Here is a 26,966-nt window from a genome sequence, read left to right as displayed (position 1 = left end):
GGTCATCGATGAAAAAAAAATACAACCTCAACTTTTTTAAACCGATCGAAAGCTATTCGGGAAATTGGTCAATCCTTGAGGAAAAAAATAGAGAATGGGAAAACGTGTACCGTCAGCGTTGGTCTCACGACAAAGTGGTTCGGACGACACACGGAGTGAACTGCACGGGTTCATGTAGCTGGAAGGTTTTTGTGAAAAACGGCATCATCACTTGGGAGAATCAACAGATAGATTATCCTTCCTGTGGCGTTGACATGCCAGAGTTTGAACCGCGCGGATGCCCGCGTGGCGCTACATTTTCCTGGTATGAATACAGTCCATTGCGCGTGAAATACCCTTATATGCGCGGCAAGCTATTGCGGCTTTGGCAAGCTGCTATCCAGGAACATGCCAATCCGGTGGAAGCATGGGCAAGCATTGTGGAAGACCCGGAGAAAGCCAAGCTGTATAAATCAGCTCGCGGAAAAGGAGGTCATGTTCGTGTCGCTTGGGACGATGTCCTGCGTCTGATCTCGGCGCAACTCATCTATACCATTCGTAAGTACGGTCCCGACCGAATCGCGGGCTTTACGCCAATTCCGGCGATGTCAATGATAAGCTACGCTTCGGGAGCCCGATTCATTTCGCTACTCGGTGGGCAGATGTTGAGTTTTTATGACTGGTATGCCGACCTTCCGCCTTCATCTCCTCAAATTTGGGGTGAGCAGACGGATGTACCGGAATCTTCTGATTGGTACAATGCGGGTTACCTGATCATGTGGGGATCGAACGTACCACTTACCCGGACGCCAGACGCTCATTTTATGACGGAAGTACGATATAAGGGAACAAAGGTCGTATCGGTGGCTCCCGACTTGGCGGAAAATGTGAAGTTCGCTGACAACTGGCTCGCACCAAATCCGGGCACAGATGCTGCCGTAGCCCAGGCTATGACACATGTTATTCTGGATGAGTTCTACAAAGAGCGTCAAGAACCGATGTTCATTAACTATGCCAAACAATATACAGATATGCCGTTTATGATTCTGCTTGATCCACACGAAGGAGCCTGGAAAGGTGGACGTTTTCTACGGGCAAGTGACCTTGGGGATGTCTCGCAGCATGCGGACTGGAAGCCGGTCATATATGACGAAGCGGCGGGGGAAATGCTGGTCCCGAACGGTACGATGGGACAGCGCTGGGAGCAGGATAAGAAATGGAACCTGATTCTGGAGCGGGAAGACGGAACAAAGGTTGAGCCCGCGCTCACTGTGGAAGGTCATGGTGAGCAATGGGAAGAAGTCGTATTCCCTTATTTTGATAACGCGGGTAATGGAACGTTCAAACGTGTAATTCCGGCCAAAAAAGTACGTCTGGCAGATGGCTCGGAACGTTATGTAGCAACCGTGTACGATTTGATGATGAGCCAGTATGGTGTCGCACGCAATGACAGCCCTCATAACGCCAAGAATTATTACGACGAAGCTTCGCATTATACGCCTGCCTGGCAGGAGAAGATCACAGGCGTGAAGGCGTCTGTTGTGGTACAGATTGCTCGGGAATTTGCTCAAAATGCTATCGATACCAATGGGCGCTCCATGATTATTATGGGTGCGGGTATCAACCACTGGTTCAATAGTGACACCATCTATCGTTCCATCTTGAATCTTGTTGTGTTGACTGCTTCCCAAGGTGTAAACGGTGGAGGCTGGGCGCATTATGTTGGTCAAGAAAAGCTCCGCCCAATCGAAGGCTGGTCAACGATTGCCTTTGCAAAAGACTGGCAAGGGGCGGCTCGGCAGCAAAATGCTACATCGTTTTTCTACTTTGCAACCGAGCAGTGGCGTTATGAAGAAAGTGGAACAGACACCTTGAAGTCACCGATTGGCGGGGATGTCAGTTACAGACATCCAGCAGACTACAACGTGCTCGCAGCGCGTCTGGGTTGGCTGCCTTCTTATCCACAGTTTAATAAAAACAGTCTGCTGTTCGCCGAAGAGGCAGCGCAATTAGGCAAAAAGTCCAACGAGGACATCATCAATCATTCTGTGGAAGAGATTAAATCTCGTAAGACACGCTTCGCTGTAGAAGATCCTGGAGCAGCCGAGAACTTCCCGCGCTCACTCTTTGTTTGGAGATCCAATCTGATTTCCAGTTCGGCGAAGGGACAAGAGTATTTCATGAAACATTTACTCGGAGCATCCGATGCCCTGCTTGCCCGACCGAACGAAGAACAGAAACCTGAGGAAATCGTCTGGAGAGAAGATGTAGAAGGAAAGCTTGATTTGATGGTTGCACTTGATTTTCGGATGACAACAACTCCATTGTACGCGGACATCGTGCTTCCGGCGGCAACCTGGTACGAAAAAACAGACTTGTCGTCAACAGACATGCATCCTTTCGTGCATCCGTTTAATCCGGCTGTTAATCCACTGTGGGAATCCCGTGCGGACTGGGATATTTACCGCCAGCTTTCGGAAGTCTTTTCGGATATGGCAAAAGAGTACCTGCCAGGAATATATAAAGACCTTGTGACTGCGCCGCTCGCACACGATAGTATAGGCGAAATTTCACAGCCGATGGGTCTTGTAAAGGATTGGACGAAGGGTGAGATTGAAGCGACTCCGGGTAAAACCATGCCGAATTTCAGCATCATCGAACGTGACTATACTAAAATTCACGATAAATTTATCTCACTCGGTCCGAATTTGACGAGTGGGAAAGCAGGTGCGCATGGCGTCAGCTTCTCCGTAGCCGACGAATATGAGGAAATGAAAAAGTTGAACGGAGTTTATTACGACGAATCCATTAAAGACGGGCTGCCCAAAATCCAGACAGCTCGCCAAGTAGCCAATGCTATTCTGCACCTTTCATCCGCGACTAATGGACGGGTGTCGCAAAAGGCTTATGAGCAGGCAGAAGAGCTTCACGGCGTGGAACTTAAAGACATTTCGGCCGATCGGGCAGCGGAAAGGATCACTTTCCAAAGTATCACGGCACAGCCGCGGGAGGTTATACCGACACCAGTATTCACTGGATCGAACAAGAAGGGACGCCGCTATTCACCATTTACAACGAATATTGAACGTCTCGTTCCGTTTCGTACTCTGACGGGAAGACAGCATTTCTATATTGATCATGAGATTTTCCAACAGTTTGGGGAATCATTGCCGATCTACAAACCGACTCTGCCACCGATGGTCTTCGGTCCTCGTGATCGGGAAATAAAAGGTGGACAAGATTCACTCGTGCTCCGCTATCTGACACCGCACGGTAAATGGAATATTCACTCCACCTATCAGGATAACCAGCACATGCTTACGCTGTTTCGTGGAGGTCCTACCGTGTGGATCAACAACGAAGACGCAGAGGCGCACGATCTTGCTGACAATGACTGGGTAGAGGTATACAACCGTAATGGCGTCGTAACCGCCCGGACCGTTGTCAGCCATCGGATGCCAAGAGGGACGATGTTCATGTACCATGCTCAGGATAAGCACATTCAAGTGCCAGGCTCTGAAATCACGGATACACGCGGTGGTAGTCATAACGCACCAACAAGAATTCATCTAAAACCAACCCAGATGGTCGGTGGATATGCTCAGCTTAGTTATGGTTTCAACTATTATGGTCCGATTGGCAACCAGCGTGATGTGTACGTTGCGGTACGTAAAATGAAGGAGGTTAACTGGCTTGAAGATTAAAGCTCAAATTGCCATGGTCATGAACCTGGACAAATGTATTGGCTGCCATACGTGCAGCGTGACATGCAAAACAACCTGGACGAACCGCAAAGGTGCGGAATATATGTGGTTCAACAATGTGGAAACCAAACCCGGTATCGGTTATCCGAAGCGCTGGGAAGACCAGGAACTATATAAAGGTGGCTGGCAGCTGCGCAAAGGGAAACTGGAACTGAAGTCAGGCAACAAGCTGTCCAAGATAGCACTGGGTAAGATTTTTTACAATCCAGACATGCCGGAAATGAAAGATTATTATGAGCCCTGGACTTACAATTATGAGCAGCTGACCAATGCCGGCGAGCAGAAGCACTCACCTGTGGCACGCGCACATTCTGCGGTAACGGGTGAAAAAATGGATTTGGAGTGGGGGCCAAACTGGGAAGATGACCTGGCGGGTGCGCATGTAACCGGTCCGCTTGATCCAAATATTCAGAAAATCGAAGAAGAGATTAAATTTAACTTTGAGAAGTCGTTCATGGTTTATCTCCCACGGCTTTGCGAACATTGTCTAAATCCGAGCTGTGTCGCATCATGTCCTTCGGGCGCCATGTACAAACGGGACGAGGACGGCATCGTGCTCGTGGATCAGGAAGCCTGCCGCGGCTGGCGGTATTGCATGACGGGCTGTCCATACAAGAAAGTGTACTTTAACTGGCAGACGAATAAAGCGGAAAAATGTACCTTCTGCTTCCCACGTGTGGAAGCTGGCCTGCCGACAGTCTGCTCCGAGACATGTACAGGACGAATTCGCTACCTCGGTGTTATGCTGTATGACGCGGATCGGGTGCTTGAGGCCGCTTCTACGCAGGATGAGAAGGAACTTTATAAAGCGCAGTGCGACCTGTTCATGGATCCAAGTGATCCGGCAGTGATTGCTCAAGCAAGAAAAGACGGTATCTCGGAGGACTGGATTGAAGCAGCGCAGAACTCGCCAGTCTACAAGCTTGCCATTGAGCACAAGCTGGCATTCCCGCTTCATCCGGAATACCGCACATTACCTATGGTATGGTATGTGCCACCACTTAGTCCGATCATGAATTACTTTGAAGGGAAAGACTCGATTGAGAATCCCGATATGATCTTTCCGGCTATCGAGGAGATGCGTACCCCTATTCAGTACCTTGCCAATATGCTGACGGCGGGCGACACGCAAACCGTGAAGGAATCCTTGCAACGAATGGCTATGATGCGCTCCTATATGCGTGCCCAGTCCACAGGACAACCTTTTGATGAAAGCCGTCTTGAGCGCATCGGCATGACACCGCGGCAGACCGAGCAGATGTATCGGCTTCTGGCGATTGCTAAGTATGAGGATCGTTTCGTCATTCCGACGTCGCATAAAGAAGGATATTCGAATCCTTACCGGGCTCAAGGATCTGCGGGTTACGGCGATACCCTGGGAAACATGGGCTCGGGCTCTGGATGCGACGGCTGTAGTCTAGCAAGTTCAATGGGGATGGAAGAACCTTTGAAAACTGGCAAAGAAATGTATGAAGAAAACTTCTACGGGGGTATTTGGCGTGATTAACGTAGCGAAGCTGTATGAATGCAAGCCATCATTCGGGTTTTTCGCCCAGCAACTCATGTACCCAGAAAAGCTGGATTTTCATCCGGCTTTTCTGGAAGCATCGTTTGATCCGGACCATCCGGCATATACGTATGCGAATACCTACTGGTCCCTTATGCAAGAGTTCAGTATGGAAGAGATTCAGGAAATGTATACGGAAACCTTTGATTTTCAAAAAAATTGTGCACTATATATGACTTACTTCAAATTCGAAGATGCCAAAGAAAGAGGACAAATGTTGGTCAAGTTAAAGGTGTTATATGAGATGTACGGTCTTGAAATGCCGGATGGAGAGCTGCCAGATTATCTTCCGCTCATGTGTGAATTTCTATATGCCGCCGAATGGGCGCAAGATCCGAAGACAACAGAAAACTTCCGCATGCCAATCGCGATCCTCGAAGACGGCACATATCATTTGCTTAAAGCGCTGGAAAAAATGAAAAGCCCGTATTTTCATCTGGTAAAGGGACTGCGCGAAACGCTTAAAGCTTGCGTAGAACAGGAGGCAGCCACGCTATGATGCTAGAGCAGTTTTTATGGGTCATTTTCCCCTATATGTGCGTGGTCGTCTTTATTGTAGGGCATATTTTCCGCTATAGAAACGACCAGTTCAACTGGACAGCGAAATCAAGTGAATTTATTGAAAAGAAACAATTGATGATCGGAAGCCTCTTATTCCACCTGGGTATTATCCCGGTTTTTTTCGGTCACGTGTCCGGTCTGGGCATACCAAAAACCTGGATGCATGCACTGGGTGTAAATGATCATCTGTATCATATCGGAGCAGTTTATGTTGGTGGTATATTTGGAGCTATGACGTTCCTTGGTATGTTGATTCTCACCTCTCGCCGTTTTACAATACGCAATGTGCGCCGTTTAAGTTCAGCATCTGATTTGATTGTAAATGTATTGCTTTTGGCTATTGTATGTATGGGGATGTTTGCGACTCTCGTAACGAATGCGGTACAGCCGGAATTCGATTATCGGGAGACGATCTCGATCTGGTTCCGCGGTTTATTCATATTCCGTGTTGACCCGACACTGATGAGAGACGTGCCGATCTCTTTCAAGCTTCATGTACTTATGGGCTTTGCGATTTTTGCATTCTGGCCGTTTACCCGGCTTGTACATGTGTGGAGTGTTCCGTTGAATTATGTGCGCAGAAGTTATATCCTTTACAGAAGACATAAATCAAATTAGGAGAGCGGGCTCTGCCTTCTTTCCTAATTTTATTAGGAGAGAGCGATGAATAATAGGATGGATTATCAAAGGGAGCTTGAGCGAATTCGCGAACATTTCGGTTATGATTTCATGGCGCTTGCTCTTGTTGAACCGGCCGAATATCAATACGTAATTAAATGGAAAAATGCAGCCGGTAATTTAAATGATCGCTTTAAGCGGATTGTGCTACAATCCGGAAAGGGCATAGCAGGAGTCGTGTTTAAAACCGGGAAATCCGTTTTCATTCCATCTGTTTATCAATATGTGGGGGCAGACAACCTGTTTAACTATCCGATCGTTCAATCCGAGAAGCTCAAGAGTCTCGGGGCTGTTCCCCTGTGGAATGATGCTCGCGTCGCAGGCGTACTGCTTGGTGGATTTCGGGAAGAACTGCTGATGACCGAAGCCATGATGCGTGATTTGGAAACCTTGGCGCATAGGGGAATTGGTGAGTTGAACGGGAAGGAAGTGATATGAATTGACATTGTCTGTAGGGACTGGCTCTTTGAGTGCGCTAATGGTGAAGTTGTTTGAGAACAGTACGGAAGCCATTTTCTTTTTTGATAGGCAGGGGAATACCCTAGCCATGAATCCGGCAGCTGAGGAGATTGTGGGCGATGACGTCCTCATTCAACTCTATGAAGGGAAGGACAGAGCTTTATGCGGAACATGCAGGGGCTATACAAGCGAAACGGAGCCCCGTACCTGCCTTGATTGTTATTTCAATATGCCAGAATCCAAGGATTTCGCTTCTTTTCAGGTCTATCTGGAAACAAAAAGCAACGGAATGGTCCCCTATGCCGCTTCTTTTCACACCATTGATTCTGAACATGGAACAAGGGTGTTGATGCTGAGAGACTTGACTCCGCAATTTCAGACGCAGGAAAAATTGTATCAAAACAAAATGATGAAGCATGTCATTGAAGCACAGGAAAATGAGCGTAAACGGCTTTCCAGGGAACTGCATGACAGCGTCGCCCAGGAATTGATGAGCGCGGTTGTTGAACTACGGGTGTTAAAATACATGACGAATGATGAACAGCTCATCAAAAACATGAAGCAGACTGAAGCATCCATGACGCGATTGCTGGATGATATCCGCAACCTATCTGTGGAACTACGCCCCGCTACACTTGATGATTTTGGGCTTGAAGCGGCCTTTCGTTCCCACTTTAAAAGGGTCGAGCAAAGCTTTGGTCTTGTAGTTGAATTTGTGTCGGATCTTCCCCAAAAGCGATATGGAAGTGAAAAGGAAACGGTCATTTACCGCGTCTGCCAAGAGGCTGTTCTCAATGCCTTGAAGTATGCCCAGGTAGACATGGTTAAGGTTTCTTTGTCTGAGCACGATCATACGCTTCGTTTGACTGTAGAGGATGATGGGATTGGTTTTGAAAAGGGGAGCAAGCCCATTGGAACGGGACTTGGTTTATATGGTATGCAGGAGCGAGCAGAGCTGGTAGGCGGAAGTTTTGGCGTCCTTTCGAATGTTGGTCAAGGAACCAAAGTCTTTTTACAAATCCCGATTGGACATGAGGAGGAATAGAGACTTGATCAAAATTGTGTTAGCAGATGACCATGCGATTGTACGAAGCGGATTTTCCATGATTCTCAACTTTCAACCGGATATGGAGGTTGTCGGAACGGCTGCTGACGGCATTGAAGCGTATACGATGGTAGCTAAACATCGGCCGGATATTCTAATCATGGACCTCAGCATGCCGCCAGGCGAAAGTGGATTAATCGCCACAGGCAAGATTAAAGAGGACCATCCTGATACTAAAATTCTGATTCTGACCATGCATGACGATGAAGAATATCTATTTCATATTTTGAAGAATGGTGCTTCAGGATATGTTTTGAAAAATGCACCGGATGAGGAGTTATTGCTTGCCATACGAACTATTCATGGGGGCGGGACCTATATCCATCCTAAAATGGCCACTTCTCTTGTTCGTGAGTTCATCAAGAAAGATACGACGTCACAAACAGAAGATCCGTATGAAATCCTGTCAAAGCGGGAGCTGGAGATTCTGCCTCTGGTCGCAAAGGGTTACGGTAACAAGGAAGTTGCCGAAAAGCTGTTCATTTCTGTCAAGACGGTGGAAGCGAACAAAGCGAAAATCATGGAGAAGTTGAACTTAAGAAGCCGGCCTGAACTGGTCCAGTATGCATTAAAGAAAAAAATGCTGGATTTTTAGCCGATGATTGGAGGAAATCCGCGTGCCGGAAAATGAGAAAATGCGCTTTTCCAAACCCGCCATGCGTATTCTTGAAAATGAGCATCGATATCTAACCTATCTGATGGATGAATGGCATGCCATTGTACTGTGGTTTGAGCACAGAGCGCTAGATTTGGAAGAAGGCCGCAAGCAACTGGAAAAGCTGAGAATGCAGATTATCGATTTTATGGTACCCCTCAAGAAACATACCGAAAAGGAAGAAGAACACTTCTTTTCTCTACTAGGGACCTACATTGGTTTTGAACAGGGGCCGCTCGTCGGTATACAGGAGGAGCACCGTGAAATAGAAGGCTATATCGGTCATTTTCTTCATCAGACGGAGGGCGATTTGAGTTTGCTCACGCTTGATGACATTCAGGAGGCAGCCAAGAGCGCGGGAGAGGCCTTTGAAGTGCTGACTGTACATTTTATAAAAGAAGAAACTGTACTTTTTCCTATGGCAGAGCAACAGATCAATCGGAATGATCTGACCAAGTTATGTGACAAATTAAATACGCTTATCTCTTAAACAGACCAAGTCGCTTCTTATAGAAGCGGCTTTTTATATTTTCAGGGAGTCCCCTGTCAGGTAAAGGGGACTCCCCTATATTCGAACAGATCGGCTAGCGGCTACAATGGGGACAGAAAATTAAAAACAATAATTCGACAGAAAAAACGTTGGAAAAGGTGAGTTAAATGATTAGAAAGTTGCAGTTGCCACTACAAACAATGAACTTGATCCTTGGATTTAGTGTATGGGTTATCATTTCTTCCCTCATGCCGTTCATTACCGAGGATATTGCTATTCCATCCGGAAAATTGGCTATGGTCACGGCGATTCCGGTCGTGCTCGGATCGATTCTGCGCATTCCATTAGGTTATTATGCCAACATCTTCGGAGCAAGAATCGTTTTTCTCGTTAGCTTTATTTTGCTATTGTTTCCGGTCTACTATATCAGTGAAGCTTCCACGATGATGGATTTAATTATCGGTGGCTTGTTCCTTGGGATTGGCGGAGCGGTGTTCTCGGTTGGGGTGACTTCGCTGCCCAAGTATTATCCGAAGGAAAAGCATGGCTTTGTCAACGGGATCTATGGTGTGGGGAACCTGGGGACAGCAGTAACTACCTTCTCCGCTCCGATTGTAGCGACGCAGGTAGGATGGGCACTTACAGTCAAGCTGTACCTTATTTTATTGCTTGTTTTTATTGTTTTGAATTTCTTCTTTGGGGACCGTCATGAAACTAAAGTGAAAACGCCGATTATGGAGCAGATCAAAGGGGTTTACAAAAATGAAAAGCTTTGGTTTTTCTCGCTCTTTTATTTTATTACGTTTGGCTCATTTGTAGCGTTCACGGTGTACTTGCCGAATTTCCTGGTATCAAATTTTGAGCTGACTAAAGTGGATGCAGGGATGCGTACAGCAGGCTTCATTGCGATTGCGACATTCTTCCGCCCCATTGGTGGGTGGCTGGCGGATCGGTTTCAGCCCCTGTTCCTGCTGGTAGGTACGTTTGCCGTTTATACGGTCGCTGCGATTCTTTTGGCTTTTTCACCAGGGATCACCCTTTATACAGTAGGCTGCCTGGCTATCGCTGTATGTGCGGGAGTCGGGAACGGTGTCATTTTCAAGCTGGTTCCATTCTATTTTAATAAGCAGGCAGGCATAGCGAACGGAATTGTATCCATGATGGGTGGCCTTGGTGGCTTTTTCCCTCCAATCTTGTTATCGTCGATTCATGCCGCGACTGGCCATTACTCCATTGGATTCATGCTGCTCTCCCAAGTGGCGCTGGCTAGCCTGATCCTTGTTATGTGGCTGTATTATCAAGGACGCTTAACTGCGGCTACCGAAGCGATCGATTCGGTGGGGCAAGGCAACTTTAAGAAACAAAAAGAAATCCAAAAGTAACCGGAAGACACCGGAAAAAACTCGAAATTGTCGGCCGTTCTTCAACGCCAGGAGGACATTGTAATGAATGAACGTTATTCAAGACAGATCTTATTTAGACCCATCGGCGGCGAAGGGCAGCGTAATCTGTCCGCTGCTGTCGTCACCATTATCGGTTGTGGGGCGCTGGGTTCCGCCATTGCCGAAACACTGGTAAGAGCGGGCGTTGGGGAGCTTCACCTTATCGACCGGGATTATGTGGAGCTGTCGAATCTACAACGTCAGCAGCTGTTCACGGAGCAGGACGCTGCGGAAATGCTGCCCAAGGTCATGGCTGCCGAAAAAAGACTGAAAGCCATACGAGAAGACGTACGTTTGTACACATATCTCGACAACCTGGATGCCGAGTTTGTTCAAGAGCTTGCTGGCAAAAGTACGTTGTTGATGGATGCTACGGACAATTTTGAAACCCGTCTACTTATAAACGATGCCGCACTGAAGACCGGAATTCCATGGATTTACGGAGCCTGTGTTGGAAGCACGGGCGTCGTTTTTCCTTTCGTACCGGGCGAATCGGCCTGTTTTCGTTGCCTTCTGCCATCACTGCCGGCGATCAATCAGACCTGCGATACGGCTGGAATCATTTCGCCCGCAGTCCAGGCGACAGCCGCCCTCCAATGTGCAGAAGCCATGAAGTGGCTGACCGGTAGACGTGATAAAATGCGCCGCAAGGTTCATCTATTTGATATCTGGGAGAACACACAGATGGACATAGGGATTTCCCGCATCCGTAACCAGGATTGTCCAACCTGTGGAGAACATCCTGCATTTCCTACACTGACTGCACCGCGTCGCTCGGCGTATGCTGCGCTGTGTGGACGGGATGTCGTGCAGGTTCTTCCGGACCCTAATCGTCCGATTACACTCGATGATGCTGAGAAAATGGGTAGACTTATGGCTGAAAATGTAAAAAGAACCCCTTATTTCGTTGAATTTTATGCTTTTAAGCATCGAATGATTTTATTCAAAAATGGAAGGCTTCTCATTCACGGTATTGGAAGTATTGCCGAAGGACAAAAGCTATATCATCATTTGTTCGGCTGAACATGAGAATGTAGATATAAGAGGCAGAAGTTATTTAGATAGAGTTTGTCATCAGAGAGTGGTTTGCACGGTGGCTGGAAGGTGGAAAAGATGAGTGTTTTTGAAATCGTGACTGAGCCTATTGTCCCGCAGACTTATGCGGATTATGTCCTAAGGCCGGAAGCGGGAGCAGTGACCGTGTTTACAGGGCACGTCCGGGAGTGGACCGAAGGTGTACGAACCTTATACCTCGCTTATGAGGCCTACGTACCCATGGCTCAAAAAAAGCTCGCGGAAATTGGTCGCGAAATCGAAGAAAAATGGATAGGGACCAAAGTGGCCATTGCACACCGGATTGGCGAGCTTCAAATCGGTGATATTGCCGTTGTCATCGCCGTTTCTTCACCACACCGCTCGGATGCGTATGAGGCGAATGAATATGCGATCGAACGAATCAAAGAAATAGTCCCAATATGGAAACAAGAGATTTGGGAAGATGGAACGCAGTGGGTCGGAAATCAAAGGAAAAAGCCGAAGGAGATCATTTATGATTAAGCTGTACTATTTTGCAGGACTCCGTGAGGTGACGGGAAAAGCCGAAGAAATGGCAGATTTAGCAGGCCAAACTGTAGGCGACTTATACAATTGGATAACAGATCAATATCCAGCTGTGCCAATCAGTTCTGTACGAATTGCGTTAAACGAGGAGTACGCGTTGCCCACGGATGTGGTGCAGGATGGAGACGTTATAGCCTTTATTCCGCCAGTCAGCGGCGGCTAATGATAACGATGCTAAACAACTAGAAAGGAGGGGGCGTATGAATTTTCATCCACTGAAAGACACGTTGCAGCGGCCGATTCGTGACCTGCGTATATCGGTTACGGACCGCTGCAATTTCCGCTGCTCCTATTGCATGCCCAAAGAAATTTTCGGTGACGATTACGCCTTTCTTCCCCAAAATGAATGTCTGTCGTTTGAAGAGATTCACCGGCTGACGAAGCTCTTTGTATCCTTGGGTGTAAAAAAAATCCGACTCACGGGCGGCGAACCATTAATGCGCAGGAATCTACCCGACCTGGTCTCCCAAATCCTGTCCATTGACGGAGTGGAAGATGTCGGCTTGACCACCAACGGTGTGCTGCTAGGACAGCAGGCTAAGCCTCTCTATGACGCGGGGCTACGACGGCTTAATGTCAGTCTGGACGCTCTGGACCCTGAGCTGTTTGGGCGGTTGAATGGGCGGGGGATTAAGCCTGATGTTATTTTGAAGCAGATCAAATATGCAAGAGAAATCGGCTTTGAAATCAAGGTCAATATGGTCGTTCAAAAAGGCGTTAATGACTCGGAGATTTTGCCGATGGCTGCTTATTTTAAGGAGCAGGGAATAACCCTTCGCTTTATCGAGTTTATGGATGTAGGTAATGACAACGGATGGAGCTTCAAAAAGGTACTAACCAAAAAAGAAATCGTTGAACGACTTAAGAATGCGTACGAGCTGGAGCCGGTGGACCGGGATTACTTTGGAGAAGTGGCAAAGCGTTATCGTTATAAAGACAGCGATGCACAGGTTGGCTTTATTACTTCGGTTTCTGAATCGTTTTGCTCGTCCTGCACGCGTGCCCGCTTATCGTCCGATGGCAAGTTTTATACGTGTTTGTTTGCTTCAGGCGGATTTGATCTGCGCCAAATGCTTCGTAACGGAGCGAATGACCAGGAACTCCTCGATGTGATTACTCCAGTATGGGAACAACGCACAGATCGGTATTCCGATGAACGTACTGAACAGGCAGCCAAAAATAGAAAAAAGATTAACATGTCCTACATTGGTGGTTGACCATTTTATACCATAAAAATGCGTTATATTTATTGTAGCTGCCCCAAAAAAGAAAGCGCAAACATTTTTGTTGGCAAAGCGTTAATTAAGTGTTATTATGATCTTGGGATTGTTACTGAAAAGGCAAAACCCGAGGCATGGAATTCATATTTCCATGTGTTGGGTTTTGCCTTTTCTTTTAGAATACAAGCTTTGCGATATCCTGCACGATATGAATATCTTGCCCGGCCATAACGCAGAAAGGTGAGTGATATTAAGCCTTACAAGTGCTGAACAACAAAGATGATGACGTCGACCAACGAATCGACATCCGAAAATGATGTTATAGGACATGGTTAACCGACTATATCCATTTACAAAACGGAATATCAGATCGGTTTGAGAGCACTCAAGATCATTCAGGGAAAACGTAAGGCTTTTGTCTCTTAATATGAATGCGTTTTCATAACACGAAGTTGTAAATCAAATATATTTTAATTTGATTTATGACGAAGGTTTGATCGGCTATTACCGTCTTGTGACCTATCTGAAATTTCGCCCAGCATCTAAATCCTTTTTTTAAATTTGATGGGATAAGGGGGGCAGTTAGATGATCATAACGAAGATATTTAATAACAACGCCATAATAGCCAAAGATCAAAAAAGAGATGAATTTGTTGTTATGGGTCGTGGTATTGCATTCAAAAAGAGTGCAGGCGAACAAGTAGAAGAGCATCTAATTGAAAAGGTCTTTGTGCTTAAACATAAAGATGCTTCAGAGAAATTTAAGTTATTGTTAGAGGATGTTCCATCAGAATATGTATCGTTATGCTATGACATCATTGAATATGGGAAAAGTATATTAGAAGCACAATTGAGCGATTATATATATGTTTCGCTTACAGATCACATGAACAATGCATTTAAAATGTTTGATGAAGGATTTAAAAATGCTAATCCGTTAATTTGGGAAATCAAAAAATTTTACCCCAAAGAATTTGGGGTTGGATTAAAAGCACTGGAGTTCATTGAGGACGAAACAGGCAAACGCTTGTCGGAAGATGAAGCAGGCAATATAGCCCTTCATTTAATCAATGCGCAAGTAAACAGCTCCTACAATAAGGTAGCAGATGTTGCACAGCAAACTCAAAAAATACAGGACATCTTAAATATTATTAAATACTCTTATAACACGACCCTGGATGAACACTCGATCGGCTATGAGCGATTTGTTACACATTTAAGATTCTTCTTTCAGCGATTAAATAAAAAAGAAAAAACAGAACTGGAAGACGATTTTCTGTGGAGGCAAGTGAAAACAAAGTATAAAAAGGCCCACGGCTGTATGCTGAAGATCGAGAAATACTTGAATACGGTATTGTCAGATGAGGAAAAGCTGTATATCACGATTCATATTCAGCGTTTGACCCAAAGACAAAATTGAATAACTCTTGGATTGTTACTGGTAATGCAGGCGAAACCAATCTAGATCGAATTTGATCTATTGGTTTCGCCTTTTTTTATAAATACCATTATTTTGAATAGTTCAATTCCCTCGAAGGCACAATATATAGGCAGTTATAGTATTGCTGATTTGAAACGCTCTCGAGATGGATGCAAAATGCTAAATACAAATAAGGGGGAAGTTACGATGAAGTATGAGACATTAGCAAAAGACATTATCAAAAATGTCGGCGGCAAAGAAAATGTGAATAGTCTAACTCATTGTATTACACGTTTGCGTTTCAAACTAAAAGATGAAAGTAAAGCCAATACAGAGGTTTTGAAAAATATGGATGGTGTTGTCACTGTGGTAAAGAGTGGCGGACAATACCAGGTTGTTATAGGGAACCATGTACCTGAGGTTTATGCTGATGTTGCTGCTATAGGCGGCTTCCAGGCAGGTTCTTCGGAAGAAGCGTCAGATGAAAAAATGAGTTTGTTTAATAAATTCATTGATACCATTTCAGGTGTATTCACACCAACGCTCGGTGTTTTGAGTGCCACAGGTATGATTAAGGGATTTACTGCCTTATTTGTAGCTTTGGGCTGGCTTACCAACACATCAGGTACTTATCAAATTCTCAATGCTTTAGGAGATTGCTTGTTCTACTTTTTCCCTATCTTCCTGGGGTATACGTCGGCTAAAAAGTTTAATGCCAATATTTTTATAGGTATGGCCATCGGGGCATCGCTTGTTTATCCAACATTTAACACGATAACAGCCTCGGGCAAACCGCTATACACTCTATTTAGCGGTACTATATTTGAGTCGCCGGTATATATAACATTTCTGGGTATTCCGGTCATTCTGATGAGCTATGCGTCAACCGTTCTTCCGATTATTATTTCCACCTATGTAGGCTCAAAAATAGAAAACTTCTTTAAAAGAGTAATTCCTAGTGTAGTGAGAACATTTTTGGTTCCATTCTTCACACTGTTGGTTATTGTTCCGTTAGCGCTGATTGTGATTGGTCCGCTCTCGACTTGGGCAGGCCAACTGCTTGGTGCAGGCACCCTCTTTGTGTATAACTTGAGTCCGATTATTGAAGGTATACTCATGGGCGCTTTCTGGCAAGTATTTGTTATCTTTGGCTTACACTGGGGACTTGTTCCTATCGCGCTTAACAACTTGGCAGTGCTCAAATTCGACCCGATCCTTGCTGCGACGCTAGGAGCTTCCTTTGCCCAGACGGGTGTCGTACTGGCGATTTTGTTTAAAACTAAAAACGCAAGATTAAGATCTCTTTCCATTCCAGCGGTCATTTCAGGGATTTTTGGTGTTACAGAGCCCGCGATTTACGGGATTACATTACCGCGCAAGAAACCGTTTATTTTAAGCTGTATAGCGGCTGCAGTAGGTGGCGGTATTATAGGAGCGATGGGAACGAAAGGGTATATCATGGGTGGTTTGGGTGTTTTCGCCATTCCAAGCTATATCAGCCCGACAGGAATGGACAGAGGATTTTATGGGGCTATAATTGGTATCCTGGTAAGTTTTGTGTTAGGTTTCCTGCTGATGTTCTTTGGCGGATTTAAAGATGATGAAGTAAAAGAGGCCAAGAAGGAGGATCGTACAACAGGAGGAGCACAAGGAGAAGTTTTAGTAAAACAAGAGACGGTTATCAGCCCGTTAAAGGGTGAAGTGAAGCCTTTATCTGAAGTACCCGACGAAGCCTTTTCGACAGGTGCCCTGGGTAAAGGAGTTGCCATTGAACCTTCCGAAGGCAAGGTCGTTGCACCTGTAGACGGCGTATTAACCTCATTCTTTTCGTCAGGTCATGCGATCGGAATTACAAGTGATCACGGTGTTGAAGTCCTTATTCATGTAGGCAAGGATACGGTCAAACTAAAAGGCAAACATTTTTATCCTAAAGTAAAACAGGGGGATGCTGTTAAAAAAGGTCAGCTGCTCATGGAGTTTGATATGGAAGCTATCAAAGAGGCAGGTTATGTTCTAACTACACCGGTTATCGTTGCCAATACTGCGAATTACCTGGATGTCATTGAAACAGAGAAGAAGTCGATTGATTTTCAAGAGGATTTATTGACCGTTATGGTCTAATCCTAATTAAATGTTGAGGAGGAATTAAACAATGAAAAATATAACTAAGGAATTTCCACAAGGATTTTTATGGGGAGGGGCTACGGCTGCCAACCAGTTTGAAGGTGGGTATAATGTAGATGGTAAGGGACTAAGCACCGCTGATGTGATTACAGCCGGAACGCATACGACTTCACGAAGAATTACGCCTGTACTGGAAGAAGGAGTGAACTATCCAAGTCACGAGGCTATTGACTTTTTCCATCGTTATAAAGAGGATATCCGCTTATTTGCGGAAATGGGATTCAAGGTCTTTAGAATGTCCATTGCATGGTCAAGAATATTTCCTAACGGTGATGATACAGAGCCGAATGAGCAAGGCTTACAGTTCTATGATCGTGTATTCGCAGAATTGAAAAAGTACAATATTGAGCCTTTGGTTACGATCTCACATTATGAAGCACCGTTTCATTTAACCCAAAAATATAATGGTTGGTCAGATCGCAGAGTCGTAGATTTTTATGTTAGATATTGTGAAGTGCTTTTTAACAGATACAAAGATGTCGTGAAATACTGGTTAACCTTTAATGAAATCAATATCTTAACCTTGTCTTTCGGCGCGTTCATGGCTGGAGCTATGATGCCGGAGGGGAATGGAGAGCTTGCCCATGCTACAGTGAAGGATGAGCAGGTTCTGTATCAGGCGTTGCATCATCAGTTTATAGCCAGCGCAAAGGCAGTAAAGCTGGGTCATGAAATCAATAAGGACTTTAAAATCGGCTGTATGATTGCTTATATGTGTTCCTACCCACTTACATGTCATCCAGATGACATTCTGTTGGCCCAGCAAAAGGATAACTTGAGTAATTACCTGTGCTCAGATGTTCAAGTAAGAGGAGCTTATCCCGGTTTTGCCAAGCGATATTTTAAAGAAAATAACATTCAGATCAACATGCAAGAAGAGGATGAGAACATCTTAAAAGGAGGCTGTGTGGATTTCTATACCTTCAGCTATTATTCATCTACTTGTGTCAGTGCTGATCCCAACCAGGAGAAGGTGGGAGGAAATTTATCCTTGGGCTTAAAGAATCCTCATTTGAAAGCAAGTGCCTGGGACTGGCAGATCGATCCACAGGGATTAAGATGGTCCCTCAATAACATTTATAACCGATATGAAATCCCACTAATGGTTGTTGAAAATGGTCTCGGTGCCGTAGATACTGTGGAAGAAGACGGTTCAATTAACGATGATTATCGAATTGATTATCTGAAACAACACATTGAGCAAATGAAAGAAGCGATTGCTGATGGAGTAGACTTAATCGGTTATACGCCTTGGGGATGTATTGATCTGGTAAGTGCGGGAACCGGTGAAATGAAAAAGCGTTATGGCTTCATTTACGTCGATAAGGACAATGAAGGCAACGGTACACTTGCCAGATCCAGAAAGGAAGAGCTTCTATTGGTACAAGAACGTGATAGAAACGAATGGAGAGCAGTTGGACTAAATCCTAGTGTCTGATTTGCGAGTGGAGAGAACCCAAAAACGGGTCTTAAAAAAATATATACAGCCAGCGCGTGCCAATGTTCAATCGGTACGCGCTGTTTGAATTTATTATGAAATGAAAACAATCTTTTTCTGATAATAACGGAAGCAATGCGAAAATTCTCGACAGTGATAAATTACATGAAACTACCTAAAAGAAAATGAACATGGTATACGGATGAAGAAAATGAATTGTATTGTTAAACGGACTAAACACATGGGATGAAAATGTCGAAATAAAGGATAGGCATTTATCAAAATATAAGGAAGTGGATACATATTATGAATCAACTAGAAGCTGTTTTGGCCGCTATGCCTTTTATCAAAGAAGCTGCACGACAAGATGTTTCAATTTCTGTAATGGACAGAGAAAAATTTCTGTTCTTTCAGTCGGGTAAAAGCTTAGTTTATGACTTCAAGGCAGGCGATCCTCTTCCTGATGTACACAGAGACTTCAAAATGTTAGTAGGTGGTGAAAAGACCAGAGAGCGTTATGCTGCTGAAGTTTTTGGAATCGCTGCTTAATGATGCATTAATAGTTACATTTTTAATTTTTTTGGGATGCATGCTGTCATTCTCCTTTATGAAAAGATATTGAGTGGCTCCAGCAAAATCTACTTGTATATCTTGCCCGCTAATATAGCTGGATAAGCTACTATTTATTAATAATAACGCATTTGCTTGATCCTCGGGAGTAGCAATTCCTGCGACGGAGGTAAAATCCTCAGTCATGGCTGTGTTCGTTGCACCTGGAGATATTGTATTTATTCTAATTTAATATTCATGACTTGTTTAGGGGTAAATGTTTTTCCAGCGTAAGAGGTTCCAGCAATACCCGCACAGTTAAAAACGAAATCGACTGTATCAGGTAATGCGCCTACTGCTTGTTCAATTGATATTTTACTTCTCCAATAAGTCTGGTCAAACTGTTCATATTCAGCTAAGATTAATGATAATGATTCTCACTTATAGGATCAGGACGAATGAATACATTTGAGGTGAATGCTTGTGGATTCAAATTCATTATCATTAATATACCAGCACTATTTGGAAAAAAACCCGTTTAAGCAACAGAACGAACATACCTATATGATTTTACCGGAAGCGGGGCATGGACACATTAACCGGGTTACAACATACAGCGGAATTGAAATTGTGTATTCGCATATTCAATACTACGAGCCATATCCGACCCAGTTTTCTTCCAGTGGACAAATGATTGAACTACAATTTGCACTTTCCGGTCAACGCCATGTCCATGTGGGCGGTCTGGATTATACACTCCCGATAGGGCGAGGGGCACTTATCTTTTTACAGGATTTTAAAGCGCATTTTTATCCTCCGGTTCATGAGCAATATACATCATTTGCACTTGGCATCCCTGTCTCGTTGTTTAACTATGCGGCCTCACAGTTGGTAGCTTGTCAGCAGGTAGCCATTGAATTTAATCAAATTCTTAAGGGAGCTACATTCCATCATTTTAGTTTTGAACTGGATCACAGAAGTATAGTGATGATCGAGCATTTGATAAAAGACTTGAAAAGTGTTCATAGATCGTCTTTATTAATGGAAGCAGCGGCATTAGAGATTTTAAATAGGTTTATAATTCAATTATTCGATTTAACACCCATGCCCGAAGGTTTGTCTAAAGAAGATGTCAGAAAGCTGCATATGGCCCGACAAATCCTTGAATCCAGCATGATTGATCCTCCCTCACTGATCACATTATCCAAGAAAGTCGGCCTAAACGATTTTAAACTAAAAAAGGGGTTCAAGGCTTGTTTTGGAACTACTGTATTTGAATATTTGCGTCACATTCGTCTGGACTATGCGATGAAGCTGCTACGAAGTCAAGAAAGCAATGTGACAGAAGCAGCGATGGCTGTAGGATACAGTAATGTGAGTGCATTTTCAGAGCAATTTTTCCGCGAATATGGAGTGAAGCCATCATCCATAAAGAAAGTATTTTAAAATTAAAATCCGTTTAACCGTAGAATAATCCGTATATAGGCAGTAGGGTTTTGCTATCACTCGTATACTTCTGCATAGAGAGAATCTATAACAGAGGAGTGTACGAGGATGAATAGAATAAAAGGGAGCATCTTTTTTAGTGTATTTGTGGCTATGCTAGGGCTCATGCTCATTGCTCCAATTATGCCGCCCCTTATTCGTGAATTAGGATTAAGAGAAAGTCATTCTGGGTTAATCATATCGCTGGGTTCCATTACCATGGCCTTAATGGCTCCAGTATGGGGAAATCTGAGTGATGCAAAAGGGCGCAAACCTGTAATCCTGATTGGGTTCATAGGGATGTGTGTAAGCTGCTTGCTTTTTACGCTTACTCTTTTTGGCGGGTTACATGGATGGCTTAGCGGGTGGCTGTTGTTAGTCCTGCTGATTGTTACACGTGGTTTAATAGGCGGGTTTATCCCAGCAGTGCTGTCATCCTCTCAAGCCTATATGGGGGATGTAACGGAGGGAGAAGATCGAGGTACTGGGATGGCTATCATTAGCGCGGCCAATGGACTTGGACTGGTATTTGGGCCCGCCATTGCAGGTGCCTTTACTTTAATAGGGCTGCTGTGGCCCTTATATTTTGGGATCGTGATTGCCGCTGTTGCATTTGTAGTGGCCCTGCTGGCGATTCCGGCTGCAAAACCCGTTATTCAGCAAAAGCCGGCTCGGATTAACCCATTTCAGTCTGGTCTAAGAATGTATTTGTTCGCAGGTTTGGTTACGATGATTAGTATTGTGACCATCCAGGTTATAGGCGGATTTTATTTTCAAGATCAATTAGGCCTTTCATCCGAAGAAACAGCAAGAGTCGTTTCCTTTGGGCTCATGTTTTCCGGGGCGGCGATGCTGATCGAACAGATTGTTCAGATGAAATGGCTTAAATGGCAGCCTAAGCCGATGATTTTGCTCGGTTCTCTGTTCCTGATTACGGGAATGGGATTATTTCTGGTGTCAACCAGCTTGATCGTTTACTATGCAGCGTTCTTTATGTTTGGTATAGGTACGGGCTTGCTAATGCCTGGCTTTATGGCTGGTGCTTCTCTGTCTGTCAGTAAAGAACAGCAAGGGGGAGCCGCTGGTATGGTGGCTACTGTCCAGGGTATTTCAGCGATTATTGCTCCTATTTTGACAACGACGCTGTATCGGGTGGACAAATATATTCCCTTTGCGTTTATAGCGGTTCTGGTAGCTGTTATGGCCGTTATTATGTTAGGGGTTAGAAAAAGAAACGGGAATAGTGAGCCTGTGCCTCAGAAGGCAAAATAAATAAAAGAGTTGTTTGATGAACCTATAGGCTTCCGTGCTATACTCACGGGAAGCCTATTTTGTTTACTGGTCTGAATAGTCAAAAAAGGTCTCCATTTTCTAATTTATAAAATTAATGAAATCACCCTCATCGATATTCTCAGCTCGGAGGCTGACGACGTCATCAAGGAAGTCGATAATGAAAATTGCAGTTTACTTTGAGAAATCCGAAGGGATAACATCCTTTTGGATTTTTTTGTTTATATTGAAAAGCGTAGTACTCTTATTCTTTGATTCTAGTCCAGCGTAGCTTAAATAATCTTTCTAAATAAAACTTTAGCAAATGCTATTGACAAATCGATCGTCAACCAATATGTTATATATATCGAAACGATATATATCTATTGTATATATATAACTTTGCTATATGTAAACGGAGATAAGTTTCCTTTGATTTCAGAAGGATAATTCACTATGCCAGGAAGGAAGGGATAGATTTTATGTTGATTTATGTATTACTTGGGTTCCTCTGCGAAAAGGATATGACAGGATATGAAATCAAGCAGAAGATGACGATAAGTACTTCCAACTTTATTGATGCCAGCTTTGGAAGCATATATCCTATGCTGAAAAAAATGGAAAAGGGCGAGCTTATCAAGTATGAAGAAGTGGTAGAAGAAGGCAGATTCAAAAAATCATATGGTATCACGGAAAAAGGGAAGAGTGAATTTATAGAATGGTTAAAAACACCATGTACTTTTTCCCCTTTTAATTATGAGTATTTGAATAAGCTTTTCTTCTATAAATATCTTGACGATCTTGAGGTTGTTCGATTGATTGCCAGCTTTCAAACCACTGTCGCCTGTGAATATAACAAGCTTGCCTTAATAGAAGAGAAGCACGTTCATGAGATGGATGTATATGAGCACGCGACGTTGATGTTTGGCAAAGAATATTTTCAAATGATTATGAATTGGCACGATGAACTCACAAGAAAAATTACAGGAAAGAAGGATAATGAAGATGAGAATAACAAAGAAATTTAAATTGCAGATTGCAGCTAAAAATGTGGATTTGTACAAATGGGTAACTGAGATGACTCCAGCTGAATATGAATCATTTTCAAAAGCCCATAAGGCAATGGGCAGTTATTTTGAAGATGGTGAATTCTATATGGTTAATGTGGAAAATATGGGGAATGAGATGATAGTTCAGCACTATCAATTAAAAGAGCACACAGAGGATCATTTACGTTTCTACTCTGACAGGACAGAAGCATATATATGGCGATGGATACCAGCCATTGTTGGAGTTCCATGGGAAATGAAAGTCACGCCTATTGATAACAACTCTTGCGAATTTAGTTGTACGATTGGAGCGGACTTTCCATCTCGTCTACTGGCTTTAGCAGCATGGATAAATGGTTTTGGAGGATTCTTTATGAGAAAACATTTAGCCGATGAGGGCGGAAAATTTGCTAAAGATATAGAAAAGAAATTTAATAACTACAGGTATGTATAATTCATGAACGAGCTGATCAGAAATATAGACCAGTCCCATTTCAAAGCACGATCTGGTGCAGTACACGGAAAACAAAATCGAACTAAGATAGTTTAGATATTTATTATAATAAGTTTTAAGAAATTTCAGGGGAAATCAGCAAAAATGGGTGGCTTTAAACAAAAAACACAGTTTGTACGCACCTAGTCCCGAGGTTATACAAGCCATGTACCAAGTGAAGGAGGAACTTGAGGGCTTAGATAGCGAGCAGGCCGCCAGAATTTTGACAGAGTTGTATCTTCACCTTCTTCTTATGAGGCGATCTGTCCTTGGTGTATTGCGAATGGTAGCGCTGCGAGCATGCTACAGGGAACATTTCATTATCCTGCTTGCTGTGCACAACTGGAGGAAGCAAAGCTGGATGAGCTACTGCATCGGACTCCTGGCTATGAGGTATGGCAGACCGTCGCGTGGCTGGATCACTGCGATGACTACTGTATTTTTATAGATTTTGTCGGCTGGAAGGAGCTTGTCAGTAGAGGAATAGAAAATGATGTCAACCTGATGTTTATGCCTATTTTGGTTTGTATAATGAAGAAGAGGCAAAGAACCGAATACGAGAAAGCATGGAACGTGACGGATCGTTCCGAGGTTATTTATTTCAATGCAGACATTGCAAGGAGTACCTCTTATATGCGGACTACGACTGAGCTCAAGTGGATTTCCAGAGGTGAATAGAAGGTGAATTCCGAGCAAGGGATAGTTAAGGAGGAGTTCATGAAATTGGAGGAATGCAGTTGGGTTGGGAATATGGAATTAAGGTTGCAGATGTGAAGGATATTAAAGTGCTAATGGATCGCTTAGCTGAAGCATTGCCTAGGATTGACGGATATCGGATGCAAAGGAAGAAGGATGGCTTTATCCTGCTTCAAAATAATCCTGATTGGCCTGAGGCGCTCCAGGTTTCTGTGGAAGAGGCAAGAAATATGGAAGGGTTAAAAGATGATGAACCTTATATCTATTGTCTATTTCATATCGGTGGTGAAGATGCGGTGAAGTGGAGGGAATGTATGTACAGGGTGCTGGAAGAAGAGGAATGTGCTGCGGAGTGGTTCGAGTTGTAGCCGATGAAAGGAGCAGGAGAGATTGACTAAGAAGGGAAAAAGAGAGATTCAGACGCTACAATAGTTATGATGATTTCCTTCTGTATCTCTCCATTTCGGCCAGCTTTTTGAGAGCTTCAATTTCACCTTCTGAATGGTTGCGCCATCTCTCATGATAAACGAGTGTCCGCAAATTTTCTTTGTTCCAATACTGTGATTCTCCTTTCCTGATCGGCTTAATACTACAAACCATATTTACAAAAAACAAGCGATTTCCTTTTGAGAGGGGATCGCTTGTTTTGCATCATACTGATTTTGATTTCTCTAATCGTAAAACATAACATTTAAATAACTCAATATGTTACTTTAGTGCTCAAACGACAAAATTCGTCATTATTTTTAGTTATTCAGGACGTAGTACCTCATCCTGTTCCTTAGTACAATTAATCAAAATAACAAGTGATGAAAAGAAAGGTAACAAATAAGCAAGGGATTACGGATAAGGGGGGACAGGCTGTGGCCGTTTACACACTACGTCGATTGATTCAAATGATTCCGGCACTGCTTGGTATTATCGTCATTACTTTCATTATCTCCAGAGTGCTTCCGGGTGATCCTGCTGTGATGCTTGCGGGGGAACAGGCTACACCTGAGACGATTGAAAATATTCGCAGTAGCATGGGACTGGATCAACCGAAGTACATTCAATTCTTTCATTATGTAGTTGGATTGTTTCAGGGTGATCTGGGTCAGGCTTATCACACCGGACAATCAGTGGCGAGCGACTTTGCTACTCGGTTTCCAGCAACCATCGAGTTGGCGCTGGCAAGCTTGGTTATTGCGATCCTGGTGGCAATCCCGATCGGCATTTTGGCCGCAACCCGTAAAGAATCCATTATTGACCACATTTCACGTGTGTTTTCCTTGATCGGTGCATGTATGCCCATCTTCTGGATTGGACTGTTATTCATTTATATTTTTTATGCGAAATGGGGTATCGCTCCTGCGCCAATGGGTCGGATTAGCGGTGACATCAATCCGCCAACGCACATTACGGGGCTTTATGTACTCGATAGTCTGATGACCGGTGATTTTGTAGCTTTTAAAAGCAGTTTATCCCATTTAGTCCTGCCGGCAGTCTGCCTCAGCACAGGCACTATGGCAATTGTGGCACGGATGATGCGTTCCAGCATGTTGGAAGTCATCGGGCAGGATTTTGTCCGCACGGCCAGAGCCAAAGGTCTGCGTGAGGGGGGTGTCATCTATAAGCACGCACTGATTAACGCTTTCATTCCTACACTTACCGTACTCGGCTTACAGGTCGGCTATCTGATTGGCGGAGCGGTTATTACCGAAACCATTTTTACCTGGCCAGGGGTAGGCAGTTATGTGACGGATTCAATTTTGGCCGCTGATTACGCACCAATTCAAGCTTTTACCTTAGTGAGTGCGCTGATTTACAGCTTTATTAACCTTGGAGTCGACCTGGTTTACGGATTGATTGATCCGCGTATCCGGTACGAATAATGACACGAAGCATAAAAGTAAGGGGAGGTACTTGGATGAGCACTGCAAGTGATTTGGTAGCAAAAGCGGCTGTACCTCAGCCCAATGCAGCCGCTATACCGAAAAGAAAGACCTTTTGGCGATTGTTGTTTGGCAACAAACTCGCTTTAATCGGATTCATCTTTATTGTGGGGTGGACGCTCATTGCCATTCTTTCATCTTGGATCGTGCCACATGATCCTTACGTAACCGACCCGGCTAACAAGCTGTTGCCGCCAAGTGCAGAACATTGGTTTGGGACCGATAATTACGGACGTGACATTCTCAGCCGTGTGATTTACGGAGCGAGAATCAGCATATGGACAGGGATGATTGCCGTGTCGATCTCATTTATCATCGGCGTACCGCTTGGGGCCATCGCTGGCTTCTACGGCGGTCGAATGGGCAGCACTATTATGCGCTGTATGGATATCCTGCTTGCTTTTCCATCACTGGTACTCGCCATGGCGATTGCTGCGGCCATGGGACCGGGACTGATGAGCGCACTTATCGCTGTGGGTATTGTAGGCATACCCGAATTCGCCAGACTGATTCACGGACAAACCATCTCTCTCCGAGAGAAGGAGTTTGTGGAGGCCAGTCGGGCCATCGGTGTCACGAACGGAACGATCCTGTTTCGCCACATTTTGCCGAATGCACTTGCTCCACTGCTTGTGAATGCAACCCTTGGAATGGGCTTCGCCATCCTGACCTCTGCCAGTCTTAGCTTCCTGGGACTCGGTGTCAAGCCCCCGATTGCTGAATGGGGGGCCATGATTTCAGAAGGCCGAGCGTATATCATTTCCGGTGAGTGGTGGATTGTGACCTTCCCGGGTCTTGGAATTGCGACAGCTATTTTGGGCTTCAATTTGCTTGGAGACGGTTTGCGGGATGTTCTTGATCCTAGACTGCGCTCTAGCAAATAAAAATAATAGATCATCAAAAGGGGAG

At 44.4% G+C, this 26,966-nt stretch carries 24 protein-coding genes and 1 pseudogene; all 25 read left to right on the top strand.

All coding sequences use genetic code 11. The annotated features are described in order from the left end of the window. Positions 1 to 8: 8 nt before the first annotated feature. The 25 genes and pseudogenes from HPL003_RS25640 to HPL003_RS25520 all read left to right on the top strand — a co-directional run bounded on the left by HPL003_RS25640 (position 9) and on the right by HPL003_RS25520 (position 26,941). Positions 9 to 3,683 carry a nitrate reductase subunit alpha gene (locus HPL003_RS25640; RefSeq protein ID WP_014282715.1) on the top strand — a complete coding sequence of 1,225 codons (3,675 nt, stop codon included), beginning with the start codon at positions 9 to 11 and terminating at the stop codon, positions 3,681 to 3,683. Continuing rightward, positions 3,673 to 5,250 (top strand): nitrate reductase subunit beta, encoded by a 1,578-nt coding sequence (gene narH / locus HPL003_RS25635; RefSeq protein WP_014282714.1) that lies wholly within the window; start codon positions 3,673 to 3,675, stop codon positions 5,248 to 5,250. Before HPL003_RS25640 ends, narH begins: the two co-directional genes overlap by 11 nt. Continuing rightward, on the top strand, positions 5,243 to 5,809 hold the full coding sequence (gene narJ / locus HPL003_RS25630; RefSeq protein WP_014282713.1) for a nitrate reductase molybdenum cofactor assembly chaperone: 567 nt from the start codon (positions 5,243 to 5,245) through the stop codon (positions 5,807 to 5,809). Before narH ends, narJ begins: the two co-directional genes overlap by 8 nt. Next, positions 5,806 to 6,489: a respiratory nitrate reductase subunit gamma gene (narI, locus tag HPL003_RS25625; RefSeq protein WP_043922504.1), complete on the top strand. Its 684-nt coding sequence runs from the start codon at positions 5,806 to 5,808 to the stop codon at positions 6,487 to 6,489. Before narJ ends, narI begins: the two co-directional genes overlap by 4 nt. A 45-nt stretch (positions 6,490 to 6,534) precedes the next feature. Continuing rightward, positions 6,535 to 6,987 (top strand): GAF domain-containing protein, encoded by a 453-nt coding sequence (locus HPL003_RS25620; protein WP_043922503.1) that lies wholly within the window; start codon positions 6,535 to 6,537, stop codon positions 6,985 to 6,987. A gap of 1 nt (position 6,988) precedes the next feature. After that, positions 6,989 to 8,053 (top strand): ATP-binding protein, encoded by a 1,065-nt coding sequence (locus HPL003_RS25615; protein WP_014282710.1) that lies wholly within the window; start codon positions 6,989 to 6,991, stop codon positions 8,051 to 8,053. A 7-nt stretch (positions 8,054 to 8,060) separates the two neighbouring features. Further along, on the top strand, positions 8,061 to 8,708 hold the full coding sequence (locus HPL003_RS25610; RefSeq protein ID WP_043922938.1) for a response regulator transcription factor: 648 nt from the start codon (positions 8,061 to 8,063) through the stop codon (positions 8,706 to 8,708). A 22-nt stretch (positions 8,709 to 8,730) separates the two neighbouring features. Then, on the top strand, positions 8,731 to 9,258 hold the full coding sequence (locus tag HPL003_RS25605; RefSeq protein WP_014282708.1) for a hemerythrin domain-containing protein: 528 nt from the start codon (positions 8,731 to 8,733) through the stop codon (positions 9,256 to 9,258). A gap of 167 nt (positions 9,259 to 9,425) precedes the next feature. Continuing rightward, positions 9,426 to 10,640: a nitrate/nitrite transporter gene (locus tag HPL003_RS25600; protein WP_014282707.1), complete on the top strand. Its 1,215-nt coding sequence runs from the start codon at positions 9,426 to 9,428 to the stop codon at positions 10,638 to 10,640. A gap of 63 nt (positions 10,641 to 10,703) precedes the next feature. Further along, positions 10,704 to 11,723 carry a ThiF family adenylyltransferase gene (locus tag HPL003_RS25595; RefSeq protein ID WP_014282706.1) on the top strand — a complete coding sequence of 340 codons (1,020 nt, stop codon included), beginning with the start codon at positions 10,704 to 10,706 and terminating at the stop codon, positions 11,721 to 11,723. 90 nt (positions 11,724 to 11,813) lie between these two features. Continuing rightward, positions 11,814 to 12,257 (top strand): molybdenum cofactor biosynthesis protein MoaE, encoded by a 444-nt coding sequence (locus tag HPL003_RS25590; protein WP_014282705.1) that lies wholly within the window; start codon positions 11,814 to 11,816, stop codon positions 12,255 to 12,257. Next, complete coding sequence (moaD, locus tag HPL003_RS25585) at positions 12,250 to 12,483, top strand: molybdopterin converting factor subunit 1 (protein WP_014282704.1); 234 nt, start codon at positions 12,250 to 12,252, stop codon at positions 12,481 to 12,483. Before HPL003_RS25590 ends, moaD begins: the two co-directional genes overlap by 8 nt. 37 nt (positions 12,484 to 12,520) lie before the next feature. After that, positions 12,521 to 13,537, top strand: coding sequence for a GTP 3',8-cyclase MoaA (moaA, locus tag HPL003_RS25580; protein ID WP_014282703.1), 1,017 nt, complete (start codon positions 12,521 to 12,523; stop codon positions 13,535 to 13,537). 589 nt (positions 13,538 to 14,126) lie between these two features. Further along, the gene (gene licT, locus HPL003_RS25575; RefSeq protein WP_014282702.1) at positions 14,127 to 14,960 is read left to right on the top strand and encodes a BglG family transcription antiterminator LicT; all 834 of its coding nucleotides are present in this window, start codon (positions 14,127 to 14,129) and stop codon (positions 14,958 to 14,960) included. A 207-nt stretch (positions 14,961 to 15,167) separates the two neighbouring features. Further along, the gene (locus HPL003_RS25570) at positions 15,168 to 17,081 is read left to right on the top strand and encodes a beta-glucoside-specific PTS transporter subunit IIABC (RefSeq protein ID WP_014282701.1); all 1,914 of its coding nucleotides are present in this window, start codon (positions 15,168 to 15,170) and stop codon (positions 17,079 to 17,081) included. Between the two features lie 31 nt (positions 17,082 to 17,112). After that, positions 17,113 to 18,568, top strand: a pseudogene (locus HPL003_RS25565) (glycoside hydrolase family 1 protein). A gap of 320 nt (positions 18,569 to 18,888) precedes the next feature. Beyond that, positions 18,889 to 19,131: a hypothetical protein gene (locus HPL003_RS25560; protein WP_014282699.1), complete on the top strand. Its 243-nt coding sequence runs from the start codon at positions 18,889 to 18,891 to the stop codon at positions 19,129 to 19,131. A 483-nt stretch (positions 19,132 to 19,614) separates the two neighbouring features. Then, on the top strand, positions 19,615 to 20,577 hold the full coding sequence (locus HPL003_RS25555) for a helix-turn-helix domain-containing protein (protein WP_043922502.1): 963 nt from the start codon (positions 19,615 to 19,617) through the stop codon (positions 20,575 to 20,577). Between the two features lie 108 nt (positions 20,578 to 20,685). Beyond that, positions 20,686 to 21,888 carry an MFS transporter gene (locus HPL003_RS25550; RefSeq protein ID WP_014282697.1) on the top strand — a complete coding sequence of 401 codons (1,203 nt, stop codon included), beginning with the start codon at positions 20,686 to 20,688 and terminating at the stop codon, positions 21,886 to 21,888. A gap of 479 nt (positions 21,889 to 22,367) precedes the next feature. After that, positions 22,368 to 22,913 carry a PadR family transcriptional regulator gene (locus HPL003_RS25545; protein WP_014282696.1) on the top strand — a complete coding sequence of 182 codons (546 nt, stop codon included), beginning with the start codon at positions 22,368 to 22,370 and terminating at the stop codon, positions 22,911 to 22,913. Next, positions 22,891 to 23,388 carry a hypothetical protein gene (locus tag HPL003_RS25540; RefSeq protein WP_014282695.1) on the top strand — a complete coding sequence of 166 codons (498 nt, stop codon included), beginning with the start codon at positions 22,891 to 22,893 and terminating at the stop codon, positions 23,386 to 23,388. Before HPL003_RS25545 ends, HPL003_RS25540 begins: the two co-directional genes overlap by 23 nt. Before the next feature lie 339 nt (positions 23,389 to 23,727). After that, the gene (locus tag HPL003_RS30635; RefSeq protein WP_014282694.1) at positions 23,728 to 24,105 is read left to right on the top strand and encodes a CbrC family protein; all 378 of its coding nucleotides are present in this window, start codon (positions 23,728 to 23,730) and stop codon (positions 24,103 to 24,105) included. A 53-nt stretch (positions 24,106 to 24,158) separates the two neighbouring features. Next, positions 24,159 to 24,491 (top strand): hypothetical protein, encoded by a 333-nt coding sequence (locus HPL003_RS25530; protein ID WP_014282693.1) that lies wholly within the window; start codon positions 24,159 to 24,161, stop codon positions 24,489 to 24,491. Positions 24,492 to 24,986: 495 nt separating this feature from the next. Next, positions 24,987 to 25,997, top strand: coding sequence for an ABC transporter permease (locus HPL003_RS25525; RefSeq protein WP_014282692.1), 1,011 nt, complete (start codon positions 24,987 to 24,989; stop codon positions 25,995 to 25,997). 35 nt (positions 25,998 to 26,032) lie between these two features. Then, the gene (locus HPL003_RS25520) at positions 26,033 to 26,941 is read left to right on the top strand and encodes an ABC transporter permease (protein ID WP_014282691.1); all 909 of its coding nucleotides are present in this window, start codon (positions 26,033 to 26,035) and stop codon (positions 26,939 to 26,941) included. Positions 26,942 to 26,966 lie beyond the last annotated feature (25 nt).

The sequence above is a fragment of the Paenibacillus terrae HPL-003 genome, assembly GCF_000235585.1.
GTDB classification, from domain to species: Bacteria; Bacillota; Bacilli; order Paenibacillales; family Paenibacillaceae; genus Paenibacillus; species Paenibacillus terrae_B.
Note: the sequence above shows the minus strand (reverse complement) of the source record. Positions and strands in the feature narration are given on the sequence as shown.